The organism is Vibrio profundum (assembly GCF_050337555.1).
In the GTDB taxonomy this organism is placed as follows: Bacteria; Pseudomonadota; Gammaproteobacteria; order Enterobacterales; family Vibrionaceae; genus Vibrio; species Vibrio profundum.
In genome coordinates, this window is the sequence record NZ_JAKJTA010000003.1 from 358,545 (window position 1) to 376,609 (window position 18,065).

Sequence of the window (18,065 nt, forward strand, 5' to 3'; positions counted from 1 at the left end):
GCGAAACATCTGAGGCAGCTCTCGGTTTAACATTTGTATACGGGATCAAGGTGTTGATTTGCGCTAACGTCGCTGGTTTTACAAGGGATTCCTATTTACGGTTGTTTATGTGTCTATAAATTGAACTGCATGGAGCTAGAGATGACGTTTTTAATGCCAGACGAAGCAACCACTCCCAATCAGAGCGGTATTCCTGAACTCATGTCGAATGGGATGAGTAATACGTGTTTGAAACAAGCGGTGGGTTTCCACCTGCACACTATCCGATATCCCGGAATTGATTCTTGTATCAGTATTACGATTGGTTTTGAGACCGGCATGGTTGGGTTGCATTTGTTTCGTATGACCATGGAAAATACTCTTGAAGAGGCGGTGGAGCAGCTAAAGAGTGAATCGAGTAAGTGCACAGGGCAGATCACTCAAATTTTAATCGCGGGTAATATTGAAAAGTGGATGAGTAAATGTCCGTTCCACAACTACAGTTTATCCGGTGATACCTCGAAAAATGTCCAAGCGTTACTAATGGAAAAGTTTGACGTTGCAGGCGGCTTGATCACCACCACGCAGATCAGAAGTGATGTTGAAGTCATGATGCAGAAAGGGCAACTCTCTGCGGCGAATTATGAGACGGATGACTAAGGCGTATCAGTCGCCGGTAAAATGATGATCAGATTATTTAAATGAAATAAGCGCTCAGTTTAAAATAAAACTGAGCGCTTTTGTTTTGAGCTAAGCCGCTAGCGTCTGATATTTCATATTGGAGACAAGTTGTCAGATGCTAACTGTGCACTGAGTTATGCACGTATTGCGGCTTCAATCTTGTCCCATTGATAGAAATCTTGCTTGTAACAAAGGCTGGCCCATAGCGCCATGGCATTGGCCGTCTCTACTTCAGCTGCTGGTACATTATACTCCGAGAGCGTGTGTCCTTTTGACTCATATTTGAACGTCATCGCTTCTCGTTCTGGCTGGAATACCACAGCGTGATGATCTTCATTTAGCCACAAAAAGCTTTGGTGGTATTGCATCACCGCGCGACGCTTATTTGAATCCACTTCCTTGGTGAAATCGTGCCCTGTCATTGGGTGATGGGCACTCACCCCAGCAAGAGAAAGCAAGGTTGGTGGCAAATCAATTTGGCTCGCCAGACGTGAATCTTCATAAGGCCCAACACCCCCACCAAATATCACCGCTGGAATATGGAAGTTGTCGATTGGCACTATTTGATCGCCCTCAACACGAGCGTCATGGTCGGCGACTACCACAAAAATGGTGTCTGCCCAGTAGGACGAATTCTTGGCTTTTTCTAAGAATTTTCCTAGCGCGTAATCCGAGTATTTCACGGCATTTTCACACGTTCCCGCGGGCTTATTATAGAGGTCGATCTTATCTTTCGGATATTCGAACGGAGAATGGTTGGTTGTCGTAAACACTAGACTAAAGAATGGCTTATCGGATTCTTCAGCAAACTGACTAAACTGTTCATGCGCTTTGTTATACAGATCTTCGTCACATACGCCCCAAGAGCCAACAAATTCAGGGTTGTCGAATTTGGTGATGTCTTGAATATTAACAAAGCCATTACCCAGCATAAAGCTCTTCATATTGTCGAAATGGCTTTCTCCGCCATAAACAAACTGAGTTTGGTAGCCTTCTGTCTTCAAGGTTTGCGCCAGTGAATAGAAGTTGTTTTGGCTTTTTGGCAGTTTAACGACGGCATTGGCCGGGGTTGGCAAAAAGCTGGTGGTGACCGCCTCGATACCACGAATAGAGCGAGTGCCCGTGGCGTACATACGGGTAAAGTTCCAGCTTTCTTTCATTAGCTTATCGAGGTTTGGTGTTAATGGCATACCGCCTAAACCGCCGACAAAACGTGCACCCAAACTTTCTTGCAACAGGATCACAATATTTTTAGGCTTACCTGTTTGGGTGGCCTCTCGGTAGGCGAGTGTCGGAAGTTCTGGATGTTTGAATTCATGGGCCGGCAGCTGGCTATTGTTTTGCATTGATTTAACGACAGCAGCGTCGGACATTTCTGGGTAGAAGTTGGCAGCATCAATCACTCTGCGCATTAACTTGATAGCGTAGAGCAGTGAATAGGTTGAGTTGAGTACTAAGTCATTCATCAGGTTATCGGTAGAAAACGCAACCGATGATGGGTTGACGCCTCGGTGACCGAGTGAAGAACGCGCGCCCAATACACAAAGCGCCACGGTGCCAAGTGCTAAAACAGGTCGCCAATACCAAGCTGGGGAGTGTAGCCCTTCTAGTAAGTAGCCAGTGTATTGCCAGCCAAAGTACAGCGTTGCGATTGAAATCGCGGCAGCCATCGCCAGCGCCAATTTGTAACCAGTCCAAAGCATAGAAAATACTTCTTTCGGGTAGATCAGATATTCTACAAAGAAGCGGTTTGGTCGCACATTATATTCTTCGATAAACATAGGAGTTGCAACTTCCATGTACACAATCAGCCACAAGCCAATCGTAAACCAAACGCGCAAAAACATTTCCATTGCTGGGCCAATATATGGCACGCCGATGAATAAGGGGGCAAGCAAACACGGTAAAATAATCACATAGCAGGCACTCACCACATCCATCCGCAACCCAGAAACGAAAATAGGTTTCCAGCCTTTAGCATTGGTAACGCGTTCTTTTTTCCATAGGCAGAGCGCAAGCCGAGATAAAGTAAAAATAAGTATACCAGTGACAAAAATCATCGCCATAGGGAACACAACCCCAAGCGATTGCTTAACTGGCAATAAAAAAGCGGAAACGGACATTCTTTGAGCATCTCTAGGTTTTAATTTTAACTATGCAATCTATATGCTCAAGCCTTGATATAAAAGGGCTGAGAGGACATCAAGAGTTAAAGTGAGAGGTTGATCGGGTTATGGTAGGAGAGGGGCTTGATGATTCTGAAAATGGGGTGTCTTGCAGAAAGGTGATTTTATTTATATTAGTAATAAGAGGGGGCTAATATCCCCCCTCTCGCATTCATATAATTTATAAATTGCTTACAAACTTTTCTACATACTGTGTGCCAAAGAGGTCATCGCTTACGATCCCTGAATAGAGTCCTGAGTCTGAAAGTGTAAGACCGCTTCCAGAAGAATGATGTGCATTGCCCATTATATCGAGATAGTTTATCGGAAGGTGCTGTCCATTATCTGTTGGATGAATAAGTGTTGAATAACCGATTACCTTTCCTGTTGAGCTTACTACCCCCACAAAATGATCGTCTGTGTCAATTGGGTAATAGTTGGTTTTACCTGGTATCCCGAAAGTCCACATAGTATTCTTGAAATAATTTACGGTATCTTGATCGATCGGAGTGATGTTGGACTCGATATTTGCGGCGGTTGCCACACAGTTTGTAGGATCGGAATAGCACTGAATTGCACCATCATTAGGGCTGTTGATCATTGCTAAGTTATTGTCAAGAGCATGGGCGATGGACTCTAGTTTATTTTGTGCATCTGGCAATAGATATGGGCTGACAACAGAGTGCAGGTAATGGGTGACAAAATCTAAATTCTCTTCCGTTTTATACAGTAGCTCCCCTAATTTATTGCGCGCGGCAACGATCTCTGGGCTCGTAACTGGTTTTCCCGCGTCAACGCCAAAAGTGGTGTAATTTTCATAATGAAAATCAACTGGGTAAGCGCTGCCTTCCACCTTGCCATCTTTAACGCTTAACTGATTAGGGAAGTCATTTTTCGCATAGTCAATAAAACCATCAATGGCACTGGTACAGGCATCTAAATTGTCTAGTGAACAGGTGGTAATGTAATAGTGGCCCTTAGTGTCTAGTTTAAAAATATTAGCCAGCCGAGTTGGATCGCCGCCTTCCTGATAGGCGAGGACGGATATCGTGCCTTGAATATGTTTTTCTTTCACTGTTTTTTGAATGCTGGATGATGCGCTATTTATACCTAAACCGCCGCTAACACTGCTAGAGAAAACCTGCTTATCTGTCGTGGTTTTAAAGTCGAGTTTAAGGGTTACTAGCAGGTTAGCTCCGGGAACGATACCTTGAATAAACTGGTTGCCACACATTTCAGAAAAAGCTTCTGGGCTTTTTTGCAAATTCGAGAGCGCTAGTGGGCTCAAAGCTAAGTTGCCGTAGCTTGATGGGGTAAAATACTCCATTGGAAAGGTGATGGCATCTTTATAGTAAAAAGATTGGGAATAGCGCGTATCACGAGTATCCCGCAGATAGTCAGCCGATGCGCTACCGGAAAACGCACCGATCATGCCATGGGCCGAGATATTGGTGTGGAGCATATGTTCAATATCATCAAACGAAGTGCTATTGGATAGACCTAATATGGCTTTGCCGCCTTTGGCATAGTGAGCTTCACTTGGTATATAGCAAGGTAGGCGGGTAGTTTGCTTGAGTGATGAGAACCCACTGCCAAGCATAACTGCGGCTGGAGCTTTAAGTGTTTCATTTTTGAGTGATTCGGCATTCACTCCCACGCTTATTATCGACATCAGTGACGCAATAAAAATTGTTTGTTTCATTAATATTTACCTACTGGAGATAGTTTATCTATACGAACTTTAGGATGATGTATACGGAATATGATTTTATAAAATGGCGTTATTTTTTGATCATAATTCGTTTATATGCATAGTTATATGCTGATACAGATCAGTACAACCAAAAAAGCATTGTTTGACTTTTCCGTAGTAATCTCCATTGGCAGTGAAACTCAGCCCCGGTTCATATGATGTATATGAAAGTACGCCAAGTGATTGGGTATTCATCGTTAGATGTGTCTTGCTTTCATCTAGGAGAATATGAGAGATTAATACAAATTCGCTATTATCAATAATTTGAGCGAAATGCCCTTTGAGATCGATAGGGAAATATTTCTCTTCGTCAGCGTTAACTTGCCACATGGTATTTTTAAAGTAATCAATAGTCTCCTGATCAACCGGAGATAGGCTAGCGTCGATATTGTTCTCAATATCAACACACTGTTCTGGATTGAGGTAGCATTGAATCGCTCCATCATACGGGCTATTTAATAACGCTAAGTTGTTATGCGATGCATGAGAAATAGACTCAAGTTTATCTTTGGCATCCACCGAGAAATAAGGTGCAACAATTGAGTTTAAATAACGATCCACAAAGTCGATATTATTTTCGGTTTGGTATAATAAATCGCCTAACTTGTTGCGCGCTGTAATAGTTTCTTCGTTTGCTGGCGTTTGAGCAATATCAACCTTATAGGTAGAGTAATTTTCGTGGTGAAAATCAATAGGATAAGCATTGCCCACCACTGTTCCGTCTTGATAGTTCAGCTGGTCAGGAAAGTTATTTTTCGCGTAATCGATAAAGCCATCAATGGTGCCTGTGCACGAGTTGAGATCATCGAGTGAGCAGGTAAGGGCGTAATAGTGTCCTTTAGCATCTTTGCGAGAGAATATTTTAGCTAATTGAGTTGGGTCACCTCCTTCCTGATAAGCCAACAGTGATAAACTGCCCTTTATATGCTTCTCGTTGACAATTTTTTGGATAGCGTCGGATGCGCCGTTTAGTCCCCAGCTACCGCTCACGCTGCTATTGAAGTTGCTTTTATCTGTCGTGGTTGCAAAGTCTAGTTTCAGGGTAAAGATTAGATTGGCTCCCGGCACTACCCCTTGAACAAACTGATCGCCGCATAGTGCAACAAACTTCTCTGGTCCGGCTGCTAGGGCAGCTTGTCCCATAGGTGTTAGGCCATCTTTACCTGTTTTTGTTGGCATAAAGGATTCCATCGGGAACGTGATGCCAGCCTTGTAGTAGAAAGATTGTGAATAACGGGTGTCGCGTGTGGTCCGCAAATAATCCGCAGAGCCTTTTCCAGAGAAGGGGCCAATACCGCCGTGGGCTTTTACGTTGATATGTAGCTGCTTTTGAATGTCATCATAAGTTGTGTTGTTCGATAACTCTAATACAGATTTAGCCCCCCCGGCAGTATAGACATTCGTGGGTTTGTAGCATGAGATACGGCTCATTTGCATTAAAGATGAATAACCGCTACCTAGCACGCTCGGTGCATCAGATTGTGTAAGGATAGTTGGCGTTGCACTTTCCGATGTGGAAGCGTGCGCGCCGAAACATGACATTGCCATTAGCGATGTCACTACAACTGCTTTCTTCATTAACCTTTTCCTTTTTGTTTAAGGCTTGTTATCAAATGGTTGTGGTTTTATTGGAGCAGGGACTCTAAGCAGTGGGGAGATATGCGTCAATGAAGTATGTAAGCATATGTTAATGGGATCATATAAAACAAGATTTATATCCACTTGTGGCGCAATGCTTGGCAATCAATAATTTCAAACATCTCCATCAAATCCATCCGCTTTTCATGAATATTCAATTCGCTAAGATTAAAGGAAATAATCTAGAGCGGGATTGAACAATGGGAAAGTTAGTTGAAGGTGTGTGGCATGATGTGTGGTACGACACTAAATCTAGTGATGGTAAGTTCGTGCGAGAAGAATCTGGGTTTCGAAATTGGATTGAAGACCAGCCGAATGCGCCGTTTTCTCCTGAATCTGGGCGTTATCACTTATATGTATCGTTGGCTTGCCCTTGGGCGCATCGCACTTTGGTTTTTAGAGAGTTAAAAGGCTTAACTGAGCATGTTGATGTGACGGTAGTCTGCCCTGATATGCTGTCAGAAGGTTGGCAAATGGGGCTGCCGGAGCCATTGTTTGGTCATACTCGGATGCATCAGATCTACACGCAAGCCAAGCCCGATTACACAGGGAGAGTGACGGTTCCTGTGCTGTGGGACAAAAAGACCAACACCATAGTGAGTAATGAATCGTCGGAAATTATCCGTATGTTTAACTCAGCGTTTAACTCGCTGACGGGCAACCATGATGACCATTACCCTGACGCATTGCGCGTAGAAGTGGATCGCTGGAATGATTATATTTATCCAAACATCAATAATGGTGTGTATCGCTGCGGCTTTGCGACGAATCAGCAGGCGTATCAAGAAGCCTATGATTCGTTATTTAACGCATTAGATAAGGTTGAAGCGCATTTATCGACCCATCGCTATTTGGCCGGGAATCAAGTTACTGAGGCCGATTGGCGTTTATTTACCACCTTGGTTCGCTTTGACGCCGTGTATGTCGGTCATTTCAAATGCAATAAAAAGCGCATTCAGGATTACCCTCACATGCAGGGTTATTTGAAAGAGCTTTACCAAGTGGAAGGCATCAAACAAACCACGGACTTTTATCACATTAAGCGCCATTATTACTTTAGCCACACGCAACTTAATCCAACTCAGATTGTGCCGGAAGGACCTGAGCTTGATTTAGATAGCGCGCATAATCGAGAAATGGTGGGCCGTTAAGCTAGTGTGTGAAGTTAAATCGTGAAGTTAAGTCGTTAAGATAGGTTGGTAGCAGGTCTGTAGTCGCGAATATTGGCAAAGTCCTCCCCAAAGAAAAGTCCTCGACCGGAGTCGAGGACTTTTTGCATTTTAGCTGAAGCTAACTAGCGAGGAGTGCTAAACACTATTCTGCTTGTGACGCCTGAATTGCGGTTAGCGCGATGGTGTAGACGATGTCGTCAACCAATGCGCCGCGCGATAGATCGTTCACTGGCTTACGCATGCCTTGCAGCATAGGACCGATAGAAACAAGATCCGCAGAACGTTGTACCGCTTTGTAGGTCGTGTTACCTGTATTCAAGTCTGGGAAGACGAACACGGTCGCTTTACCGGCAACTGGAGAGTTTGGCGCTTTTGAAGCAGCGACACTTTCCATGATTGCGGCATCGTATTGTAGAGGGCCGTCGATCACAAGATCAGGGCGTTTCTCTTTCGCGATGCGAGTCGCTTCACGTACTTTGTCTACATCTGCGCCAGAGCCTGACTCACCCGTAGAGTAAGAGATCATTGCAACGCGAGGGTCGATACCAAATGCGGCTGCTGAATCGGCAGAAGAAATTGCGATTTCGGCTAGCTGCTCAGCGTTTGGATCTGGGTTCACCGCACAGTCACCGTAGACCAATACTTGGTCAGGGAGCAGCATGAAGAACACAGAAGAGACGACTGATGCGCCCGGCGCTGTTTTAATGATCTGGAACGGAGGAACAATGGTGTTCGCCGTTGTGTGAACTGCGCCAGAAACTAGGCCGTCAACTTCGTCACGCTCTAGCATCATGGTGCCAAGGAATACTGAGTCTTGTAGTTTTTCACGTGCCACGACTTCGGTCATGCCTTTCTTCTCGCGAAGTTCTACTAGACGCGCAACATAGCTATCACGCACTTTGTCTGCGTCAATGATTTCGACTCCAGCACCCAGCTCGACACCTTGTTGCGCGGCAACGCGGCGGATTTCATCAGGGTTACCTAGAAGCACACATTGTGCAATTCCACGCTCAGCACAGATTGCAGCAGCCTTGATCGTGCGCGGCTCATCGCCTTCCGGCAAGATAACGCGCTTACCTGCTTTTCTCGCAAGCTCGGTCAATTGGTAACGGAATGCTGGTGGACTTAGGCGGCGGATGCCCTGTGTGCCTTCCGTTAGAGAATCAATCCAAGGGCCGTCGATGTGGCTAGCAACGTGATCGTTGATTAGCTCAATACGTTCTTTATCGTCAGCGGGTACTTCTAGGTTGAAGCTTTGCAGGTTCAGAGCAGTCTGCCAAGTGTTACCTCCAACTCGGAAAATTGGTAGACCAGTATCGATAGCAGGTTGGCACAAGTGCTGAATTTCTGCAGGGATATCGTAGCCGCCTGTAAGCAAAATTGCACCGATTTCCACACCGTTCATTGCAGCAAGTGCCGCGGCAACGATAACGTCAGGGCGGTCTGCAGAAGTAACGAGCAGAGAACCTGGTTTAAAGTGCTGGATCATGTGTGGTAGTGAGCGAGCACAGAAGGTAATGCTGCGGATACGACGAGACTGGATATCACCTTGGTTGATGATTTCAGCTTTAAGATGCCGTGAAATATCAATCGCGCGAGTTGCAATCAGATCGATGCTCCAAGGCACACAACCTAGCACGCGAATTGGGCTAGAGTTGAAGATTTGCATCACTTCAATATTCGTTTGCTTAGCGCCGTTTGCATCATCGAAGATTTCAGATAAGTCTGGGCGAGTGCGGCCTTCGCTATCAACTGGCGCGTTTAGCTTGTTGATGATAACGCCAGAGATGTTCTTGTTTTTAGTGCCACCGAAGTGAGAGCAGGCTACTTCAATGCGCTCTTTTAACTGAGTCGGGTTATCTGTGCCTGGGTTAGCAACAAACACAATTTCTGCGCCAAGAGTCGCGGCAATCTCAGCATTGATTTGGTTCGCAAATGGGTGCTTGCGAGTTGGTACAATCCCTTCGATTAGAGTCACTTCAGACCCTTTGTTGATGTGGTTGTAACGCTCAACGATGGTTTCTAGCAGCTCATCAATGTTATCGGTACCGATGAAGTGTTCTGCTTCAGACATTGAAGTCGGTTCACCAATCTTAATGTCACTGGTTGAAGCGAGGATCGATGAGCTTAAATCGGTGTAGTTTTCAGTGTCGACACGTGGCTGTGCGATAGGCTTGTAGAAAGAAACCTTAACGCCTTTGCGCTCCATGGCACGAAGTACCCCCATACAAACGCTAGTGAGGCCAACGCCTGCGCTGATAGGGATAAGCATGATAGTACGGGACATGATAGTACCTTAACTCGTTTTACTTTGAATGGTATGTACAACTTCTAGGGCGGGAAACGGTAGAAGTTGGCACCTAATACTGGCGAGCGTTTAGCTCGCCAGTTAGGACAAAATTATAGACTAGATAGACGCGCAGTATCTTCGGCGATCACTAGCTCTTCATTGGTTGAGATAACCATGGCTGGGATGCGGCTGCTGTCTGCAGTGATAGTGCCTTCTTTACCAAAGCGTGCTTTTAGGTTCGCTTCGCCATCGACTTCGATGCCAAATATGCCAAGACGTTTTAGAACTTCTTCACGGATTGGAGCTGAGTTTTCACCGATACCACCAGTAAACACGATAGCGTCTAGGCGGCCTTCAAGAGTTGCCGTGTAGCCAGCTATGTATTTCGCCAGGCGGTGACAGAATACGTCCATTGCGCGCTTAGCTTCTTCTTTTTCTGCGTAGTTGTCTTCAACGAAACGACAGTCAGAGCTGATTTCAGTTAGGCCTTGTAGGCCAGATTCTTTGGTTAGCATAGTGTTGATTTGATCAACTGAGTAACCTAGAGCGTCATGTAGGTGGAAGATGATAGCAGGATCAATATCGCCACAACGCGTGCCCATTACCAAACCTTCTAGTGGCGTTAGGCCCATAGAAGTGTCGACACTTTGGCCGTTTTTGATTGCACATACAGATGCGCCGTTACCAAGGTGGCAGTTAATGATGTTTACTTGGTTTTCTTCTTTGCCTAGAAGCTCGGCAGCGACGCGAGTGATGTATAGGTGAGAAGTACCGTGCATGCCGTAGCGGCGGATGCTGTTTTCTTTGTACAACTTGTATGGCAGAGCGTATAGGTACGCTTCTTGTGGCATAGTTTGGTGGAAAGCGGTGTCAAAAACAGCTGCCATTGGCAAGCTAGGGAAGGCTTTTTGAGCGGCTTTAATACCAGTGATTGCTGCTGGGTTATGCAATGGTGCTAGAGTTGCACAGTCTTCGATGCCTTTGACCACGTCATCGGTGATAACCGCAGACTTCGTGAACTGCTCGCCGCCGTGTACAACACGGTGACCAACTGCTTTTAGTTGTGCTGCAAGTTCAGGCTTAGATGCAAGGATAGTTTCAACAATAAAAGCTAACGCTTCATCATGCGCTGCACCTTCTCCAAGTTGCGCTTCGTGCTTACCGTCAAGCTTCCATTTAATACGCGCATCAGCAAGATGCAAACATTCAGCCAGACCTGTTAGGTATTCGTCGCCATTGACTGGATCAACGATCGCGAATTTGAGAGAAGAACTACCGCAGTTTAAAACTAAAACTAGCTTAGACATGAGTGACTACCTGTATTAATCGGTTGTAACAAAATATTAAACTTGAGAATAATGAGAGACTTTGTGACTCTAGGCCTATTCTCAGTCAAAAACCTTTAATCTCCGTATAACAACGAGTTACCTTAAAGGGGGTAGCACGTCGAGTCCTAAGTTACTAGCGCTGGAGTTGCTCATACTGACAAAATAAGCAACAATGAGATATAGAGCTAGCAAGGACGTGTCCGTAGAACACGTAATGATAGCAAAAAAACTTATAAATTATAAAAAAAAGTGTGATTTTTTACATTGTTTGTTGAGATGTTAAAATTTATTGTAGCCAGCTAAGTTGTTGGTAGGGGGATATATGCACGATAAAGTCGGTTTAGTAACCAGTTTGAAGAGCGGTCAGAAGTACATGGATGCATGGCCGATGCGTAAAGAACTCAACCTTCTTTTCCCTGAGCAGCGAATTATTAAAGCAACTCGATTTGGCATTAAAGTCATGCCAGCTATCGCGGCAATTAGTGTGTTAACACAAATGGTGTTTAGCAATGCTCAAGCCATGCCTCAAGCCGTTTTGATTAGTTTGTTTGCTATTAGCCTTCCTTTACAGGGAGTTTGGTGGCTCGGTAACCGTGCCAATACTCAACTGCCGCCCGCATTAGCCAATTGGTATCTAGAAATACATCAGAAAATTACCGATGCAGGGATCGCGCTTGAGCCCGCCAAAATGAAGCCGCGCTATAAAGAGCTAGCCAATATCCTCAATCGCGCTTTTCGTCAGCTAGATAAGTCGGCGCTGGAACGTTGGTTTTAATGGTGTAATTCTGCTATTTCGAATGAACAAGCTTTGAACGAAAAAACTCTCGCATCGTGCGAGAGTTTTTTTATTGGGTTTGACCAATCGATCAGCTTTATTTGTATGCAGAGTGATTGGTCAAGTGCAGCCAATGTTTGACTGGCTTAGTTGAACATTGAAATTGCTTTCTCAGCATCGACGTATTCTAGGTCGAAGCTTTCTGCTACTTCTTTGCAAGTTACTTTACCGTGGATAACGTTTAGGCCTTCTAGGAACCCTTTGTCTTCCAATAGCGCTTCACGGTAGCCTTTGCCTGCCAATTTAATGATGTATGGCAAAGTGGCGTTGTTAAGAGCGAATGTAGAAGTACGCGCAACAGCGCCAGGCATGTTAGCAACACAGTAGTGAACCACATCATCAACGATGTAAGTTGGTTCTGCGTGAGTGGTTGCGTGAGAAGTTTCGAAACAGCCGCCTTGGTCGATAGCCACGTCAACAACTGCAGCGCCAGGCTTCATGTTCTTGATGTGCTCTTTAGTGATCAACTTAGGAGCCGCAGCGCCTGGAATCAAGACTGCGCCGATGACGAGGTCTGCCGCTAGAACGTGCTTCTCAATTGCGTCTTCCGTAGAATAAACCACTTTTGCTTGGCCTTGGAATTCTTCGTCAAGCTTGCGCAGTGTATCTAGGTTGCGGTCGAGGATAGTAACGTCTGCGCGTAGGCCTACAGCCATGCGTGCAGCATTAGCGCCAACGACACCGCCGCCCACAATGACAACTTTTGCAGGTTCAACACCAGGTACGCCACCTAGCAGTAAACCGCGACCACCGTGAGACTTCTCTAAAGTTTGCGCGCCAGCTTGAATTGACATGCGGCCAGCCACTTCTGACATTGGTGCCAGCAGTGGTAATCTTCCCATATTATCTGTTACAGTCTCATAGGCTATACAGACAGCTTTGCTCTTGATCAGGTCTTCTGTTTGTGGGAAATCTGGTGCTAGGTGCAAATAAGTGAATAATATTTGCCCCTCTCTAAGCATCGCACGCTCTACAGCTTGAGGCTCTTTAACCTTCACAATCATATCTGCTTTGGCAAACACGTCAGCAGCTTTAGGAAGAATGGATGCACCTACGGAAATGTAATCGTCATCGGAAAAACCGATGCCTGTTCCCGCTTTGGTTTCTACAAATACTTGGTGGCCGAGTGATACAAGTTCTCTTACGCTCGCAGGGATCATTCCAACACGATATTCGTGGTTTTTAATTTCTTTTGGTACGCCAATGATCATCCTGACTCCTTATTGTTTTTTGGTTGGATTAACTATGCTTTCAGCACTTTCGTCGAGTTAATAACTAGTATAGTAGTAGAATAATAAAATTTGATACTGAATATTAAAAATATGTAGTATATTTTTTTGCAAGGAAGTTAAAAGGTGGAATAATAAATGGTAGATAACTACAAGAAACCGTCCAAGGACCTCGACCGTATCGATCGCAACATACTTAATGAGTTACAAAAAGACGGTCGAATTTCGAATGTTGAGCTATCTAAACGAGTAGGGTTGTCACCAACTCCTTGTTTGGAAAGGGTTCGACGTTTAGAACGGCAGGGGTACATTTTGGGGTATACTGCGCTTCTCAATCCGCAGTATTTGGACGCTTCGCTGTTAGTGTTTGTTGAAATTACGTTAAATCGCGGTGCGCCCGATGTGTTTGAGCAATTTAACACTGCGGTGCAAAAGCTTGATGACATTCAGGAGTGTCATTTGGTGTCAGGTGATTTCGATTACCTGCTTAAAACTCGAGTGTCTGACATGAGCGCATACCGTAAATTGCTAGGGGATACTCTACTGCGTTTACCGGGCGTCAATGACACAAGGACTTATGTGGTGATGGAAGAAGTGAAACAGACCAACCACTTAGTCATTAAAACTCGCTAGCCTCACCCAGTCATAACCTTTCCATATTCTTACGTTTGGCAATTGGGTTTTGCACTCCGATATGTTTAAATCTTTAAGAGCGGCGCTTTGCCGCTCTACTTGTATTTAATAGTGCCTATCTTTAATAGAGATAGTGTCAGCGGATGATTCAATAACTTATGTTCAAACAGAGCAAACAAAAGGTCGAAACGATTCTAAAAACGGGCGGAGATTCCCACTCCTTTCGCCTAGATGGTTCACAGCGCCTCAAAGAATGTGGGCTTATTTTAGCTGTGCTCATATCGATGCTTCTTTTCGTCGCCCTCCTCACATTTAGTCCTGCCGATCCATCTTGGTCTCAGACCGCGTGGGGAATGCATATCAATAATGCAGGCGGCTTCATTGGTGCATGCGTCGCCGATACCTTGTTTTTTACCTTTGGAGTGTTGGCGTACTTGGTACCGATTCTAATCGCCGCGACCGCTTGGGTGACGTTTCGTCGAGAAGGCAAACAACAAGAACTGGATTTCATGCTGTGGGGCACCCGCGTTCTGGGCTTTGTGATTCTTCTCCTCACTAGTTGCGGGTTGGCAGACATTAATGCTAACGATATTTGGTATTTTTCTTCTGGTGGTGTGATTGGTGACGTACTGACGAGTCTCGCACTGCCCACGCTCAACGTCTTGGGTTCGACGTTGGTGTTTCTATTTTTATGGGGTGCAGGGTTCACCTTACTGACCGGTATATCCTGGCTGAAAATTGTCGAATGGCTAGGAGATAAATCGACAACCGCCCTAACCGCGATGGTAAACCGTATGCGCGGTGAACAAGATGAGCTAATAGAGCCGCAATCGTATTCTGCTGATCGTTTACGTGCGAAAAACGACGTTGACACGAAAAATGGCTTCAATGCGAACGATAGCTTTAATGAAAACAATAGTTTTAACGCAAACAATCGCTCAGACACAACAATGATACAGCAACCCGACACTTCCGCTCCTTTATTAGACCCTCTTGACGTTGAGACCCAGAATGATAGTGCGGTGCGAGTGAATGAGGAAAGTGCTCAGCGCCGTTTCAATATCCATGTCCCTGAAAGGAACGAATCGGCGAGAGAGGAATCGGTACCTCAGTTTCTCAAAACGGGTACTAATGACGGTGTTAACACAAGCTTGGCTAGTTCGTCTGAGACGGTGGTGGAGACACATGTACATGATTTGCATGCGACGATTGAAGAATTGGAACAAAGCAGCGCAGAAAACCTTTCATCGCTTGTTGAGTTTAATGAACCAGAAATACTTCCTGAGCCTAAACCAGAATCCAAACCAGAGTTGATTGCGGTAGATTCAACGGGATCAGCACTGATGATGGGTGAGCCAGCTGTCGAATCTGTGATGACACCAAATTCAGTGGAGCCGGAAGAGTTTACGCTAGACGATAGTGAGCCGGTTTCGTTTGCAGCCATTCCAGAGTCAATAGAGATGGAAGAAGAGCGCCAGCAGCCGACGATTTCTTCTTTTGAGGTAGTAGAAGAAATTGAATCAGATTTGGTGGTAGAGCCTGAAGTTGAACCAACAGAAACAGTACTTGAGCCTGATCAAGATATTGAAGCGTTTCAGGAGTTGGTAACCAGCGCACAGACCAAAGCCAAAGAGAGTCGCAACCCATTTTTGGTTCAAAAAGATGTCGACTTACCTGTTCCGCAAGAGCCAATGCCGACGTTGGAAATTCTGTATCATCCTGAAAAGCGTGAGAACTTCATCGACAGAGACGCACTTGAAGATATTGCTCGTTTAGTCGAAGCTAAACTGGCCGATTATAAAATACAGGCGCAAGTGATTGATATCTTCCCTGGACCCGTGATTACACGCTTTGAACTAGACTTAGCGCCCGGCGTGAAAGTCAGCCGTATTTCTGGCTTATCGATGGACTTAGCGCGTTCGTTATCTGCTATAGCGGTTCGTGTGGTGGAGGTTATTCCGGGTAAGCCTTATGTAGGGCTTGAGTTGCCGAATATGAGTCGCCAAACGGTGTACTTTTCTGATGTAGTGGGCAGCCCTCAATTTGTCGATGCGTCCTCGCCAACAACCGTGGTACTCGGGCAAGATATTGCGGGCGATGCTGTCATCGCTGACTTGGCGAAAATGCCCCACGTGTTGGTTGCGGGTACTACGGGCTCTGGTAAGTCTGTTGGCGTCAATGTGATGATTTTGAGTATGTTGTATAAAGCGACGCCTGAAGAAGTCCGCTTTATTATGATTGACCCAAAAATGTTGGAGCTTTCGATTTATGAAGGTATTCCTCATCTACTCTCCGAAGTTGTGACTGATATGAAAGACGCCTCTAATGCGCTTCGTTGGTGTGTGGGAGAAATGGAGCGACGTTATAAACTGATGTCGGCGTTAGGCGTTCGTAACATCAAAGGCTTCAATGATAAATTGAAAATGGCGGCACAGGCTGGACATCCAATCCACGATCCACTGTGGCAAGCGGGTGACAGTATGGACCCAGAGGCGCCGCTGTTGGAGAACTTGCCGTATATCGTAGTGATCATCGACGAATTTGCTGATTTGATGATGGTGGTGGGTAAGAAAGTCGAGGAATTGATTGCTCGACTTGCTCAAAAAGCGCGCGCAGCAGGTATTCATTTGATCCTCGCGACTCAGCGCCCATCAGTGGACGTCATCACTGGTTTGATCAAAGCGAATATCCCAACTCGTGTTGCTTTTACCGTTTCAACCAAAACAGACTCTCGCACGATTCTCGATCAAGGCGGGGCGGAATCATTACTAGGAATGGGTGATATGTTGTACCTTCCGCCGGGCTCCAGCCATACCGTGCGAGTGCATGGCGCATTTGCATCAGATGATGATGTGCATGCGGTGGTGAATAACTGGAAAGCACGGGGTAAGCCGAACTATATCGATGACATTACCAGTGGCGATCAATCTCCAGAGACCTTACTTCCGGGTGAGAAAATGGATTCTGATGAAGAAGTTGACCCATTGTTTGACCAAGTCGTTGAGCATGTCGTGGAAACTCGTCGTGGTTCGGTATCGGGTGTGCAGCGCCGCTTTAAGATAGGTTATAACCGCGCAGCTCGAATTGTTGAGCAGCTTGAGATGCAAGGTGTCGTGAGTGCTCCTGGACATAACGGCAACCGTGAAGTGTTAGCGCCAGCGCCTGGTCGTGATATGAATTAGCTTGGTCTACTTAGACATGTCATCGTGTAAGAAAGCGTAAACGCTGTTGGCGGCTGTGTGGCTGACCAATGAGTAGAAACAACAACGCCGACACTTAGTGTGTCGGCGTTGTTGTTTCTACCTGAGCGCTTTTTATAGAGCGACTTGTGCGTCTATTTTGTTCATCAAAGAGACTTCCGTTGGTTCAGAAAGCCAACTCTCAAGTTTACTTGCCACTGATTTAGTATGTGTTTGTTCATGATGTGCGTCCAAGTATTTTCTATCTTGCCATTCTTCGTAAAGATACAAGTGTTTTTCAATTTCTGAGCTATGTAAATCAAACCAGATGCAGCCTTTTTCTTGCCTTGTTGCGTCCAGCATTCCTGCTAATGCGGATTTGGTGTCTGAATAGAATTCTGGTTTAGGGGTGATTTTCGCAAATACAAATACGTTATTGTCCATTATATAGATAGCTCCCTTGAATTGTGGGAAGGGAAGTTAACATAAAATCAACACGCTATCATCTTTTAGGCTCTTTCTTCTCTTCTTCTATATATTACCCGTAGGCAATATAGCCGATGTCATAGATGTTGCCTTCATCACCTTGGGAAAGATTATTTAGCCAACGAATGTCGAGTTGCTGCCACGTTTGATAATTGTAAGGAAGACCGCTTGTTGCTTGTGACGCAGCTTTCTCACCTTCTACAATGGATAGGCTGGCAAAGGCATGACTGGATTCTGGAATGGTTATCGGAGTGTCGATGAACCATGTTGTCACGTTTGGCCGGCCAAATTGCTCACACAGCGACTGAAAGCCGTCACTGCCGAGAAATCTCATCATCGCGTGATGGTTTTTCCAAACGTAAAACGGTGCGTAGCGGTTATTATCGGCTCGGCCATGGGGGGCATCTTTTCGGGAATATAGATAGGCCTTGAAGACGAGCCCAGGGAACTTATCGAGTAGGTGGCCTTTGTCTCGGATGCGCTGTTCGATTTTGTCCATTGGGTAGTCGTCCGCAAGTAAAATATTATAGTGCATTGCAATCATGGTGAATCTCCTGATATCTGTTTAAAACATAGTGACGTCGATGCACTTTGAAAAAAATCAATCGATTCAGGACGCTAGGTTTTGAATTTTGGCACGATTTACTTTAGATAACGCACTCAGAGGTTACTTGGGTATAATCCTTTTTCAGCCATA

Annotated in this window: 13 protein-coding genes; 5 read left to right on the plus strand and 8 right to left on the minus strand. The window is 45.4% G+C overall.

From position 1 onward, the window contains the following. Positions 1 to 141: 141 nt before the first annotated feature. Complete coding sequence (locus L4C34_RS01650; protein WP_428787597.1) at positions 142 to 639, plus strand: hypothetical protein; 498 nt, start codon at positions 142 to 144, stop codon at positions 637 to 639. Positions 640 to 794: 155 nt separating this feature from the next. On the opposite strand, the gene L4C34_RS01655 is transcribed toward L4C34_RS01650, so the two are convergent. The 3 genes from L4C34_RS01655 to L4C34_RS01665 all read right to left on the minus strand — a co-directional run bounded on the left by L4C34_RS01655 (position 795) and on the right by L4C34_RS01665 (position 6,156). Next, on the minus strand, positions 795 to 2,783 hold the full coding sequence (locus tag L4C34_RS01655) for an LTA synthase family protein (protein ID WP_428787598.1): 1,989 nt from the start codon (positions 2,781 to 2,783) through the stop codon (positions 795 to 797). A 223-nt stretch (positions 2,784 to 3,006) separates the two neighbouring features. Continuing rightward, complete coding sequence (locus L4C34_RS01660; protein WP_428787599.1) at positions 3,007 to 4,527, minus strand: hypothetical protein; 1,521 nt, start codon at positions 4,525 to 4,527, stop codon at positions 3,007 to 3,009. A 90-nt stretch (positions 4,528 to 4,617) separates the two neighbouring features. After that, the gene (locus tag L4C34_RS01665) at positions 4,618 to 6,156 is read right to left on the minus strand and encodes a hypothetical protein (protein WP_428787600.1); all 1,539 of its coding nucleotides are present in this window, start codon (positions 6,154 to 6,156) and stop codon (positions 4,618 to 4,620) included. Between the two features lie 260 nt (positions 6,157 to 6,416). Here L4C34_RS01665 and L4C34_RS01670 point away from each other — a divergent pair, with 260 nt between their 5' ends. Further along, entirely contained in the window at positions 6,417 to 7,367 is a 951-nt protein-coding gene (locus tag L4C34_RS01670; protein ID WP_428787601.1) for a glutathione S-transferase family protein, read from the plus strand. Between the two features lie 163 nt (positions 7,368 to 7,530). Here the strand turns inward: L4C34_RS01670 and pta are convergent, their stop codons facing one another. Beyond that, on the minus strand, positions 7,531 to 9,675 hold the full coding sequence (pta, locus tag L4C34_RS01675) for a phosphate acetyltransferase (protein ID WP_428787602.1): 2,145 nt from the start codon (positions 9,673 to 9,675) through the stop codon (positions 7,531 to 7,533). Between the two features lie 113 nt (positions 9,676 to 9,788). Then, positions 9,789 to 10,985: an acetate kinase gene (locus L4C34_RS01680; RefSeq protein ID WP_428787603.1), complete on the minus strand. Its 1,197-nt coding sequence runs from the start codon at positions 10,983 to 10,985 to the stop codon at positions 9,789 to 9,791. Positions 10,986 to 11,328: 343 nt separating this feature from the next. Here L4C34_RS01680 and yfbV point away from each other — a divergent pair, with 343 nt between their 5' ends. Further along, positions 11,329 to 11,781 (plus strand): terminus macrodomain insulation protein YfbV, encoded by a 453-nt coding sequence (gene yfbV / locus L4C34_RS01685; RefSeq protein ID WP_428787604.1) that lies wholly within the window; start codon positions 11,329 to 11,331, stop codon positions 11,779 to 11,781. 146 nt (positions 11,782 to 11,927) lie between these two features. Here the strand turns inward: yfbV and ald are convergent, their stop codons facing one another. Next, positions 11,928 to 13,052: an alanine dehydrogenase gene (ald, locus tag L4C34_RS01690; protein ID WP_428787605.1), complete on the minus strand. Its 1,125-nt coding sequence runs from the start codon at positions 13,050 to 13,052 to the stop codon at positions 11,928 to 11,930. 156 nt (positions 13,053 to 13,208) lie between these two features. Between ald and lrp the strand changes: the two genes are divergently transcribed. Beyond that, on the plus strand, positions 13,209 to 13,703 hold the full coding sequence (gene lrp, locus L4C34_RS01695; protein WP_237362546.1) for a leucine-responsive transcriptional regulator Lrp: 495 nt from the start codon (positions 13,209 to 13,211) through the stop codon (positions 13,701 to 13,703). Positions 13,704 to 13,861: 158 nt separating this feature from the next. After that, positions 13,862 to 16,885 (plus strand): DNA translocase FtsK, encoded by a 3,024-nt coding sequence (locus tag L4C34_RS01700; RefSeq protein WP_428787606.1) that lies wholly within the window; start codon positions 13,862 to 13,864, stop codon positions 16,883 to 16,885. A 132-nt stretch (positions 16,886 to 17,017) separates the two neighbouring features. On the opposite strand, the gene L4C34_RS01705 is transcribed toward L4C34_RS01700, so the two are convergent. Then, positions 17,018 to 17,326, minus strand: a complete 309-nt coding sequence (locus L4C34_RS01705; protein WP_428787607.1) for a putative quinol monooxygenase — start codon at positions 17,324 to 17,326, stop codon at positions 17,018 to 17,020. Positions 17,327 to 17,420: 94 nt separating this feature from the next. Then, entirely contained in the window at positions 17,421 to 17,912 is a 492-nt protein-coding gene (locus L4C34_RS01710; RefSeq protein WP_428787608.1) for a DUF4865 family protein, read from the minus strand. Positions 17,913 to 18,065: the final 153 nt, after the last annotated feature.